This is a genomic window from Pseudoalteromonas denitrificans DSM 6059 (assembly GCF_900112265.1).
GTDB classification, from domain to species: domain Bacteria; phylum Pseudomonadota; class Gammaproteobacteria; order Enterobacterales; family Alteromonadaceae; genus Pseudoalteromonas; species Pseudoalteromonas denitrificans.
In genome coordinates this window covers 1-11,194 of record NZ_FOLO01000096.1, presented here as the reverse complement: position 1 = coordinate 11,194, position 11,194 = coordinate 1, and the positions used below count along the sequence as shown (strand labels likewise).

The window sequence follows — 11,194 nt, the reverse complement described above, 5'->3', positions numbered from 1 at the left end:
GTGTCCCCATCGTCTAGAGGCCTAGGACACCGCCCTTTCACGGCGGTAACAGGGGTTCGAATCCCCTTGGGGACGCCACTCTTTTATTTTTACTATATAAGAGTTGAGTCAGGAGCATACTGCGTAAAGATCAAACGTAAATTATATATTATAAAAAATATTTAATTTATTAGTTCGTTTTTTAAAATGGTTTAATGCTTTTATAACCAAATATAAAATAAAAACCTCATTTCATTTTTACTTCCTAAATCATATTTATTAACTTTAAAAATAAAGTATTCTTGTTTACTGCTATTAGTATTACTTCATCTCTGTTATTTTATCTACATTAAAAATAAGTATTTCTTTGATTGCTTTTCTATATGTTTAAAACCCTAGCGTACTACAGCTGAATTTACTCAGATTTATAATGATCTTGCCGCTAAATGCTAAGCCTTATCCTCGCATTTATATGTTATTTGGGTATAATCAGCACCCATAATTTAAAACTATTCATCAGGTCTTTTGACTGATAGGAACACTATGCGCTCGATATACTGCGGACAACTAAACAATACTCATGTAGATCAAACTGTTGAACTATGTGGTTGGATCAACAAACGTCGTGATTTAGGCGGCTTAATCTTTGTTGACTTAAGAGATAGAGAAGGTGTTGTACAAGTCGTATTTGATCCAGATGTTGCAGGTTTAATGGATAGTGCTACAGGTTTACGTAATGAGTTTTGTGTTAAATTAACAGGTATTGTACGCGCTCGCCCTGAGAGTCAAATAAATAAAGACATGGCAACAGGTGAAGTTGAAATTTTAGGTAAAAGCCTTGAAATCATAAATCGTTCTGAGCCATTACCATTAGATTTTAATCAAAAAAACTCTGAAGAAATGCGCCTTAAATACCGTTACCTAGACTTACGTCGCACAGAAATGAGCGATCGTATTAAATTGCGTGCCAAGGCAAGCAGTTTTGTTCGTAACTTTTTAGACAGTAATGATTTCTTAGATATTGAAACACCCGTATTAACAAAAGCAACACCTGAAGGTGCACGTGACTATTTAGTACCAAGCCGTGTTCATAAAGGTTCGTTCTACGCGTTACCACAATCACCACAATTGTTTAAGCAATTACTGATGATGTCTGGTTTTGATCGTTATTATCAAATTGTTAAATGTTTTCGTGATGAAGATTTACGTGCTGACCGCCAGCCTGAGTTTACTCAAATAGATATTGAAACTTCTTTCATGAGCTCAGATCAAGTACGTGCTATGACAGAAAAACTAATTGCTGACATGTGGCAAGAATTACTCAATGTTGATTTAGGTGCTTTCCCAGTAATGAAATATGCTGAGGCTATGACGCGTTATGGTTCTGATAAGCCTGATTTGCGTAACCCGTTAGAACTTATTGATGTTGCAGATTTAATGAAAGACGTTGAGTTTAAAGTTTTCTCAGGTCCAGCTAATGATGAAAAGGGCCGTGTAGCAGTATTATGCGTGCCAGGTGGCGCTAAGTTATCTCGTAAGCAACTTGATGAATATACTAAATTCATTGGTATTTATGGTGCTAAAGGTCTGGCTTGGATGAAAGTGAACGACCGTGCTGCAGGTGCTGAAGGCGTGCAATCTCCTGTTGCTAAATTCTTAAATGCAGATGTGATCAATACTTTACTCGAGCGCACCAATGCCCAAACTGGTGATATTATTTTATTTGGTGCTGATAAAACAAATGTTGTAAACGAAGCAATGGGGGCACTTCGTCTTAAAGTTGGCCTTGACTTAGAATTAACAGATTTAAACAAATGGGCACCACTTTGGGTTGTTGATTTCCCAATGTTTGAAGAAGATGATGAAGGTACATTACATGCAGTGCATCATCCATTTACAGCACCTAAAGATATGACCGCAGCTGAACTTGAAGCAAGTCCCGCTTCAGCTATTTCAGATGCATATGACATGGTATTAAATGGCTATGAAGTAGGCGGTGGTTCTGTTCGTATTCATAATAATGACATGCAAGCTGCAGCATTTCGTATTTTAGGTATTGAAACTCAGGAACAAGAAGATAAGTTTGGTTTCTTACTTGATGCATTAAAATATGGTACGCCTCCTCATGCGGGTTTAGCATTTGGTTTAGACCGTTTAGCAATGTTGTTATGTGGTACAGATAATATTCGTGATGTAATTGCATTCCCTAAAACAACACAAGCATCTTGTTTATTAACAAATGCACCGAGTGTTGCCAACCCTGATTCATTAGTTGAATTAGCAGTTGCAGTTGCATTACCTGAAAAAGAGTCTGAAAAATAAACTGTATCAAATATGATTTTTAAATAAATTGTATTGTTAGAAGGCGACTTAGGTCGCCTTTTTTATTTTAATACGCGTTTTAAATAAACATAGAAATATTTAGTTTAAAATACTGGTAATTTATACAGTTATCAGCCATCATCTCATTTCTTTAAATAATTATCTTGGGGTTTTTTTTGGCTGTCATTCTTGCAATAGATCCTGGTTCTCGATTAACAGGTTATGGTGTCATAGATCAACAAGGTAGTCGGTTTACATATTTAGGCAGTGGCTGTATACGTTTAGGTGGAGGGCCAATACCTGAGCGTTTGAAAATGATTTACCAAGGTGTAACCCAGCTTATTGCGCAATACAAACCTGATACATTTGCAATTGAGCAAGTTTTTATGGCTCATAATCCAGATTCTGCTTTAAAGTTAGGGCAGGCGAGAGGTGCTGCAATTGTAGCTGCCACTATGGCTGATTTACCTGTTTCTGATTACTCGGCTAGACAGATCAAACAAGCGGTTGTAGGAACTGGTGCTGCAGATAAAAAGCAAGTGCAACATATGGTAAAAGCGATTTTAAAATTGCCATCAACACCTCAAGCTGATGCAGCCGATGCGCTTGCAATTGCCATGTGTCATGGCCACTCTCAACAAAACTTAATTAAATTAGCAGGCCAAGCTAAAAAAGTAGTTCGTGGTCGATTAAGATAGATAAAACTAATAAGGTAAAATAATGATAGGGCGATTAAGTGGGATTTTACTGGAAAAGCAACCACCAGAAATTTTATTAGACGTGAGTGGGGTCGGATACGAAGTACAACTTCCAATGACAAGTTTCTATAACTTACCTGCTGAAGGTGAGACTGCAACTGTATATACTCATTTTGTTGTTCGTGAAGATGCTCAGTTATTATATGGTTTTAACAATAAAACAGAACGCGCATTATTTCGTGAGTTATTAAAAGCCAATGGGGTTGGACCTAAACTAGGATTAGCTATTTTGTCTGGTATGTCGGCTGAGCAGTTTGTAAGATGTGTACAAAATGAAGATGCCTCAACCTTAGTTAAAATACCAGGTGTTGGTAAAAAAACAGCAGAACGTTTAGTGCTTGAAATGAAAGATAGATTAAAAGATTGGGGGATGGATTTATTTACCCCATATACTGATTCAATGGCAGCTGATGGTATTGAACTTGAAATGCAAGGTGCGCCTATTGCTGATACCGCAGAAGATGATGCCATTGCGGCATTAATGACCTTAGGTTATAAACAAATACAAGCACAAAAGTCGGTTAAAGCAGCAAAAAGTAATAATGGTAAAGGGCTTACGTCAGAGCAATTAATTAAAGCCGCATTAAAATCCATGATTTAAAAGTTTAAATTGAAAATAGTTTAAGTAGGTAAAATGATAGAAGCAGATAGGCTGATTGAAGCGCAGGTACAAGGTAATGAAGATGTTGTTGATAGAGCTATCAGGCCAAAGCTATTAGTCGACTACACAGGTCAGCACCATGTTAAAAAGCAAATGGAAATATTCATTGCAGCAGCCAAAGCACGTTCTGAACCTTTAGATCATTTATTGATTTTTGGCCCCCCAGGCCTAGGTAAAACAACTTTAGCAAATATTGTCGCTAATGAATTAAGTGTGAATATTAAAACAACTTCGGGGCCTGTTCTTGAAAAAGCAGGAGATTTGGCCGCACTGTTGACTAACTTAGAACAAGATGACGTGCTGTTTATTGATGAAATTCATAGATTAAGTCCGCAAGTGGAAGAGATTCTTTACCCTGCAATGGAAGATTACCAATTAGATATTATGATAGGTGAAGGTCCTGCTGCTCGTTCTATCAAATTGGACCTTCCGCCTTTTACTTTAATAGGTGCAACTACCAGGGCGGGTTCTTTAACATCTCCGCTAAGAGACCGATTTGGCATAGTGCAAAGATTAGAGTTTTACTCAGTTGAAGACTTATCTAGCATAGTGAACCGTTCAGCAGATTTTTTAAACTTACCTATGGATGAACAAGGTGCAATTGAAATTGCGCAAAGATCAAGGGGAACACCGCGTATTGCAAATAGATTATTACGTCGAGTACGTGATTTTGCCCAAGTAAAAGGTGATGGCACTGTTACACTGGATATTGCGCAACAAGCTTTAGATATGGTCGATGTTGATAAATCTGGTTTTGATTTTATGGATCGAAAGTACTTATTAGCTATTATTGAAAAATTTATGGGCGGTCCAGTTGGTTTAGATAACTTAGCAGCAGCGATTAGTGAAGAAAAAGAAACGATAGAAGACGTAATTGAACCTTATTTAATACAGCAAGGGTTTATTCAACGTACTCCTCGTGGTCGAATTGTCAGTGATCGTGCATATCAACATTTTGGCTTAAAAGCAGCCAATAAAGAAAATTAATGGATTTAAAATAATTTTCTTACTTAATTCTCGTAAGGTAAATAAAGCGTTTGGCTAATTTCGCGACACATTTAAAAGCAAGCATTTTAACGAGTGCCGCATTGAGCTCTGTTATACTCAATACACATATTGCAACAGCGCCACAAAGTATCACATTGTTTTTGATTGGAGCTCTATCAGGATTATTACCTGATCTAGATGCGGACAACTCAACTTCAATAGACTGGCTCTTTAGCATTTTAGGCTTAGTGCTCTGCGCAAGTTTTTCTTTACTTGTGCCACAATCATCTTTAGTTGCCGTATGGTTTTTTACACTCGTCATTTATTTCTCAACTCATTACATGATTAAACCCGTATTTGAAAAGTTAACTGTTCATAGAGGAAGCTTTCATTCTTTATTTGCTATTATCATGTTTTCTTTGATCGGAGTGACACTGTCATTATTGCTATCGCAATCTTTGAATGTTTCTTTATTAGTGGGGGTATTTATTACCTTAGGTGCTTTAACACATTTATTGTTAGATGAGTTATATAGTGTAGACCTTGAAAATAACACCTTGAAATCATCTTTTGGTACGGCAATGAAGTTAATTGATACCAGATATCCTTTGAGTGTTTTCTTGCAAACTATTTTGGTACTAAGTTCTCTTTATTTTTTATATCCAAAATATGACGCGATATGTGATGTTGTATTGAGTTGGCAAGTAAAACTGAGTCATTTTGTATTTATGCCCCAAAATATTAACTTATTTAGTTAGCGTTTAGTTGACGCTAAATTTTAGGCAAAAAAAAAGCCCGCACAGTGTGCGAGCAAAACAACAAGTTGGAAGGGAATCCAGGGTTTATCTAAAGTTTCACTTTAAATGAGTTCATAATACGAATAAATTTATCATCATATTATTAAGTATCTGTGCCGTAGAGAAGTGCTCTACATGTCTTAGCAAGGTACGGGAAGAATAATATAGTTAAACTGGTCGGGCTTCAAACTAGAAAAATTAAAGTTTCGCATTAAAAAAACTAATGTCGAATAATTATTTCCATGGTTTTAAATAGATTAATAAATTGTTAAGTTTTGATATCTAATTGATTTTTATTCGCTTTGTTTTTGCTGGGTTATTTTTAAACGATTAGTTTTCCTATTTTCACTCTGATTTTATAAAGAGTTTTTGCTTGTTATTCAAAAATTATGCATAAAACATCATATTATTTAATAATATTTTTAAAGATGTTTGTTATTTAACTGAATATTTTGTATTTCATAGTAAATTGATTGTCACAGCATTATCGACTGGTTACACTAGAGTCGTTTCGAAATAGGCAAAAATACAATAATAGAGTGAACTATTTGTATTATTTATTTCTAATAGATAAAAGTTTATCAGTTTAACTTGCCATTTTAATAAAGTATTGAGGTAAATATAGTGTCATCAGAATTGTCATTTTTCGATTTAATCATTAAAGCAAGTTTTTTAGTTCAAATTGTTATGTTGATATTACTCGCTTTATCAGTGATATCTTGGACTATGATTTTTCAGCGTCAAAAAGTGTTAAAACAAGCGCATGTTAGTTCAAGAAAATTTGAAGATAGATTTTGGTCAGGAAGCGATTTAAGCAAGCTATATAACGAATTATCAGCACGTACAAATTCTTTGGAGGGATTGGAGAGTTTATTTTGTTCAGGCTTTAAAGAGTTTGCTCGTCTTTCAAAAAATAACATGGCTTCTTCAGGCACCATTATGGATGGCACACATAGGTCAATGCGTGTTGCATTATCAAGAGAGATTGAAAAATTAGAAGCTAACTTATCATTTTTAGCAACGGTTGGTTCTATTAGTCCTTATATTGGCTTATTTGGCACAGTATGGGGAATTATGAATGCATTCATTTCCTTAGGTGCTGTGAAACAAGCCACATTGCAAATGGTCGCACCAGGTATAGCTGAAGCATTGATCGCAACAGCAATGGGGTTATTTGCTGCAATACCTGCGGTCGTATTTTATAATCGATTTGCTCATAAAGTTGAAAAGTTAGACTCTAACTATGGTAATTTCATGGAAGAGTTTTCTAATATTCTTCATCGTCAAGCGGTAGCAAAAAGTGAGACTAAAGTTTAATGTACCAAAGAAAAAAACGCCGTCCGGTTGCTGAAATCAATGTAGTACCTTATATCGATGTCATGTTGGTACTGCTTATTATTTTTATGGCTACAGCTGCAACAATCACTCATGGTGTTGATGTTGACCTACCTAAGATGGAACAGTCTGAATTAGTTGAAACCAAAGAAGCGCCGCCGATAATTGTTTCAATTAACGCGCAGGGAAAATACTTTGCTTCTATTGGTATTGATCCTGAAGCTGAAATGGATGCAATCGATATTGCTGCACAAGTTAAACTTGCGTTAGATAAAAACCCAAAAACCCCCGTTATGATTAAAGGTGATGGGCGTGTATCTTATCAAGAAGTATTATTATTGATGGATTTTTTGAAAAGAGCGGGCGTACCTTCAGTCGGTTTAATGACCGAATCATTTGAGAATTAATAGTGACATTAAACGAAATATTTCCATCTTTATTAAAATCATCCGCTTTACATATTGTATTAGCAATAGGGTTAGTGATCAGTGTTTCATTTGAAGATGATACACCTGATGTTTTACAAGTTACTTTGAACCAAGAAAAAGCAATAGAGGCTATTTCTGTAGATCAAAAAGCGGTAGAGCAACGAATAAAAGAGCTTAAAAATAATGATGTTTCTAAAAAGCGCAAAGAAGAACAGCGCATTAAAAATTTAGAAAAAAGAGCGAATGAGGCTAGAAAAAAGCGTCAAGCAGAAGCACGTCGTATTAAAAAATTAGAGCAACAACGTCAAGCTAAGGAACGTGAAAAGAAAAAAGCAGAAGCAGCGACTAAAAAAGCCAAAGCAAAACAAAAAATTGAACAAAATAAAGCAGCGAAAGCGAAAGCGAATAAAGAAAAAGCTGAGAAAGCGGCAAAAGCAGCAGCAAAAAAACGTAAAAAAGAAGAAAAAGCCTTAGCGGATGCGCAAAAAGCACGCAAACAAAAAGAAGTTGAAGAAAAACGTAAAGCTGAAGCTGCACGTCAAAAAGCACTTGAAGAACAATTGCTTCAAGAGCAACTAGCGCAAGAACAAGCCGTTAGAGCTAAAGCAAAGCAGCAGCAGGTATTAACTGAGGTTGAAAAATATAAAGCTATGATTATGGCGCGCATTGCACAAAACTTCTTAAAAGATGAAAAAATGAAAGGAAAGCAATGTCGTTTGAACATTAGATTAGCTTTCAACGGTCTTGTAACTAAGGCTATTTCATTAGGTGGTGATAAACTTGTGTGTGAAGCGGCTTTACGTTCTATACGTATGGCTGATACATTACCAGTATCAAAAGACAGAGCTGTTTTTGAACAGCTTAAAAATATTAATTTTACATTTAAACCTGATTTTTAAGGGCTCTCATGTTAAATCGGCTTAAAAGCTTAGTTTTATTTAGTTTTGTAACAGTAATGGCAAGTATCAGCTTGCCGAGCTTTGCAGTATTAGAAATTGTTATTACAGATGGGGTGAATGGCGCAAGGCCAATTGGAATTGTACCTTTTAAATATGAAGGTATTGGTGAAATGCCTTCTAGAATATCTGACGTAATCGCGGCAGATTTACGCAGAAGCGGTAAATTTAATCCAATTGCAACGATTAATATGCCACAAAAACCGTCTCAAGATAATGAAGTTGATTATAGTGCTTGGGCTGCTGAAAAAGTTGAAACCATCGTTGTTGGGAAAGTAACGCAACAGGCCGGAGACCGATATTTAATAAGCTATGAATTAATCGATATTTATCGTGGCCAGATCACAGGTGGTCAAACGCAAATGTTAGCCAATGGCAAATTAATGAATGCACAAGATCATATATTAGATGCACGCCAAACGGTTATAACAGAAGATAGGTTTCGTCGTTATGGTCATCGTATCAGTGATGTTATTTATGAAGCGCTTACTGGTGAGCGTGGTGCATTTTTAACAAAAGTTGCTTATGTTGTTGTACGCGATACAGAACAACGACCTTACCAGTTAGTTGTTGCTGACTACGATGGTCAAAATGAACAAGTATTATTGCGTTCTAAAGAACCTTTAATGTCACCTACTTGGTCACCGGATGCAACTAAACTTGCTTATGTTACTTTTGAAAACAGACAGAGTCAGATTTACATTCAAGACATTTATACAGGAAAAAGAGAGCTTGTTACTTCGTATAGAGGAATAAATGGTGCACCTAAGTTTTCACCAGATGGAAGCAAGCTTGCAATTGTTTTATCAAAAGATAAAAAAGGTGCAACGGAAGTCTATGTTTTAGATTTAAAAACACGTGTTGAACGCCGTATTACACGCCATAGAAGTATTGATACTGAACCGAGTTGGCATCCAAATGGCAACGAGATCATATTTACGTCGGAAAGGGGTGGTAATGCTCAGATTTATAGCGTAAATTTAACGACTGGCAAAACCCGTAGATTGACTTTTGACGGTAGTATGAATCTGGCAGGCTCAATTACACCAGATGGAAAAGATTTGATTATGGTAAACCGCACATTAGGGCGCTATCATATCGCAAAAAAAGAACTTAGTTCAGGTGACTTTCAAGTACTTACAAGAACTCGCCTTGACGAATCACCGAGCATAGCACCAAATGGCTCGATGATAATTTATAGTACGTTACATAATAATAAGCAGGTATTAGCTTTGGTATCAATGGACGGTCGCTTTAAAGCGCGTCTTCCTGTAGCTCAAGGACAGGTAAAAGCTCCAGCTTGGTCGCCGTTTTTATAATTAACAAATTTTGATTTCACTTTTAGCAATAGGGATCTACTCGATGCAACTTAACAAAATATTTAAAGGCCTGCTAATTGCTGTGCCAGTTTTAACTTTAGCAGCATGTAGCTCATCTTCAGATATAGATGAAGGTGCAGCTAACCAAAGTCAAACAAATCAACAAACAAATCAACAAACAAACAATGATACTGTTCAAGTTGATACGATTACACCTGAAAAATCAGCTGAAGAAATACTACGTGAAAAATATGATGCACTTCGTCAAGAGCAAGTGATTTATTTTGATTTTGATAAAGCACGTGTTAGTGGTCAATACGCTGAACTTTTACAAGCTCATGGTGACTTCTTAGTGAATAATGCTTCAGTTAAAGTATTAATTGAAGGTCATGCAGATGAACGTGGTACGCCTGAATATAATATTGCTTTAGGTGAGCGACGTGCACAAGCTGTTTCTAAATATCTACAAAGTTTAGGTGTTTCAGAAGGTCAAATTTCATTAGTAAGCTACGGTGAAGAAAAACCTATGATTAAAACACGTGACGAAGACGCTTTTGCTAAAAACCGTCGCGCTGTGCTTGTATACTAATATTAAGTAGATAATAAATTATGAAGCCAAAATTAATTTTGGCAGCTATGATTTTGAGCGGGAGCAGCCATGTATTGGCTGCTCCCGCTCCTGTTTCAGATGTTGCTTCAAGTAGTAATACAAGCAAGATTGAATCAAGATTAGCTGCACTAGAGAATATGATTAAAACACGTAATTTGCTTCAAGTAGAATTACAACAACAACTAGAAGTTTTACAAGATGAAGTAAATCAACTTCGTGGTACAACAGAAGAACAAGGTTACAAAATTGGTAAAATGCTACAGCGTCAACGTGAGCTTTACCAAGAAATAGAAGATCGAGTCTCTGTAGCCTATACACCCGTAGTGCCTACTGTAACAGAAGGTAATGATGTACCTCAGGTATCTATCAGTAATGATTTATCTGAAAATGAAGCTTATGACCGTGCTGTTCAGTTGATTATGAAAGACAAACGATATGATCAAGCTATTCCTGAATTTAAATCATTTTTAACTAATTTTCCTGAGTCTGTGTATATACCCAATGCACATTACTGGTTAGGACAATTGTTAATGATGAAAAGTGAAGTGAGTGAAGCACAAAGCCACTTTGAAACCGTTGTAACTGGATACCCAGATTCAAATAAACGTGCGGATGCTATGCTCAAATTGGGAACTGTTTATCAAAAGCAAAACCTGATTGTTAAAGCAAAACAAACGCTACAAAACTTATTATCTGAATACCCTGATTCGACGGCCGCAAAATTGGCAACGGATCGCTTGTCTAAGTTTTAGTCATATAATCTGTATTGTATTTAGGCCGTTTTTTTATAATCACAAGTGCTTTGTGAATAAAACGGTCTAAAATCAATCAAACAGATAAAAAACTAAAAAAAATGTGGTATTTCAGTTGCACTCGACGTGTAAATAAGTATTATAAGCGCCCGCAGCCAGAGAGGATTTAATAAACTTTCGAAATGCGATTTATAAAGTAGAGCGTAATCTTTATAAAAGAGCGGGTCATTAGCTCAGTTGGTAGAGCAGTGGACTTTTAATCCATTGGTCGATGGTTCAAGTCCATCATG

Annotated in this window: 11 protein-coding genes and 1 tRNA gene; all 12 read left to right on the top strand. The window is 36.0% G+C overall.

Going from position 1 to position 11,194, the window contains the following annotated elements; all coding sequences use genetic code 11:
• The first annotated feature begins 2 nt into the window (after positions 1-2).
• The 12 genes from BM088_RS26280 to ybgF all read left to right on the top strand — a co-directional run bounded on the left by BM088_RS26280 (position 3) and on the right by ybgF (position 10,904).
• Positions 3-78 (top strand) — tRNA-Glu (locus BM088_RS26280).
• A 444-nt stretch (positions 79-522) separates the two neighbouring features.
• Positions 523-2,301, top strand: a complete 1,779-nt coding sequence (gene aspS, locus BM088_RS26275) for an aspartate--tRNA ligase (RefSeq protein ID WP_091991818.1) — start codon at positions 523-525, stop codon at positions 2,299-2,301.
• 176 nt (positions 2,302-2,477) lie between these two features.
• Positions 2,478-2,999: a crossover junction endodeoxyribonuclease RuvC gene (gene ruvC / locus BM088_RS26270; protein WP_091991816.1), complete on the top strand. Its 522-nt coding sequence runs from the start codon at positions 2,478-2,480 to the stop codon at positions 2,997-2,999.
• Between the two features lie 22 nt (positions 3,000-3,021).
• On the top strand, positions 3,022-3,660 hold the full coding sequence (gene ruvA, locus BM088_RS26265) for a Holliday junction branch migration protein RuvA (RefSeq protein WP_091991814.1): 639 nt from the start codon (positions 3,022-3,024) through the stop codon (positions 3,658-3,660).
• Positions 3,661-3,693: 33 nt separating this feature from the next.
• Positions 3,694-4,707, top strand: a complete 1,014-nt coding sequence (ruvB, locus tag BM088_RS26260) for a Holliday junction branch migration DNA helicase RuvB (RefSeq protein WP_091991812.1) — start codon at positions 3,694-3,696, stop codon at positions 4,705-4,707.
• 50 nt (positions 4,708-4,757) lie between these two features.
• A complete protein-coding gene (locus BM088_RS26255) occupies positions 4,758-5,465 on the top strand; it encodes a metal-dependent hydrolase (protein ID WP_177208191.1) in 708 nt (235 codons plus the stop codon).
• Positions 5,466-6,128: 663 nt separating this feature from the next.
• Positions 6,129-6,821: a protein TolQ gene (tolQ, locus tag BM088_RS26250; protein WP_091991808.1), complete on the top strand. Its 693-nt coding sequence runs from the start codon at positions 6,129-6,131 to the stop codon at positions 6,819-6,821.
• Positions 6,821-7,246 (top strand): protein TolR, encoded by a 426-nt coding sequence (gene tolR / locus BM088_RS26245; protein ID WP_091991806.1) that lies wholly within the window; start codon positions 6,821-6,823, stop codon positions 7,244-7,246. The genes tolQ and tolR overlap by 1 nt, the downstream gene beginning before the upstream one ends.
• A gap of 17 nt (positions 7,247-7,263) precedes the next feature.
• Positions 7,264-8,166: a cell envelope integrity protein TolA gene (tolA, locus tag BM088_RS26240; protein ID WP_091991822.1), complete on the top strand. Its 903-nt coding sequence runs from the start codon at positions 7,264-7,266 to the stop codon at positions 8,164-8,166.
• A gap of 56 nt (positions 8,167-8,222) precedes the next feature.
• Positions 8,223-9,542, top strand: coding sequence for a Tol-Pal system beta propeller repeat protein TolB (tolB, locus tag BM088_RS26235; RefSeq protein ID WP_091991820.1), 1,320 nt, complete (start codon positions 8,223-8,225; stop codon positions 9,540-9,542).
• A gap of 43 nt (positions 9,543-9,585) precedes the next feature.
• Positions 9,586-10,131, top strand: coding sequence for a peptidoglycan-associated lipoprotein Pal (pal, locus tag BM088_RS26230; protein ID WP_091991804.1), 546 nt, complete (start codon positions 9,586-9,588; stop codon positions 10,129-10,131).
• A gap of 20 nt (positions 10,132-10,151) precedes the next feature.
• Positions 10,152-10,904, top strand: coding sequence for a tol-pal system protein YbgF (gene ybgF, locus BM088_RS26225; RefSeq protein ID WP_091991802.1), 753 nt, complete (start codon positions 10,152-10,154; stop codon positions 10,902-10,904).
• The last annotated feature ends 290 nt before the right edge of the window (positions 10,905-11,194 follow it).

What these genes read in the sequence shown, in the direction of transcription:
- aspS (WP_091991818.1), top strand. Translation starts at nt 523, where the DNA reads ATGCGCTCGATATACTGCGGACAACTAAACAATACTCATGTAGATCAA.
- ruvA (WP_091991814.1), top strand. Translation starts at nt 3,022, where the DNA reads ATGATAGGGCGATTAAGTGGGATTTTACTGGAAAAGCAACCACCAGAA.
- ruvB (WP_091991812.1), top strand. Translation starts at nt 3,694, where the DNA reads ATGATAGAAGCAGATAGGCTGATTGAAGCGCAGGTACAAGGTAATGAA.
- tolR (WP_091991806.1), top strand. Translation starts at nt 6,821, where the DNA reads ATGTACCAAAGAAAAAAACGCCGTCCGGTTGCTGAAATCAATGTAGTA.
- tolB (WP_091991820.1), top strand. Translation starts at nt 8,223, where the DNA reads ATGGCAAGTATCAGCTTGCCGAGCTTTGCAGTATTAGAAATTGTTATT.
- pal (WP_091991804.1), top strand. Translation starts at nt 9,586, where the DNA reads ATGCAACTTAACAAAATATTTAAAGGCCTGCTAATTGCTGTGCCAGTT.
- ybgF (WP_091991802.1), top strand. Translation starts at nt 10,152, where the DNA reads ATGAAGCCAAAATTAATTTTGGCAGCTATGATTTTGAGCGGGAGCAGC.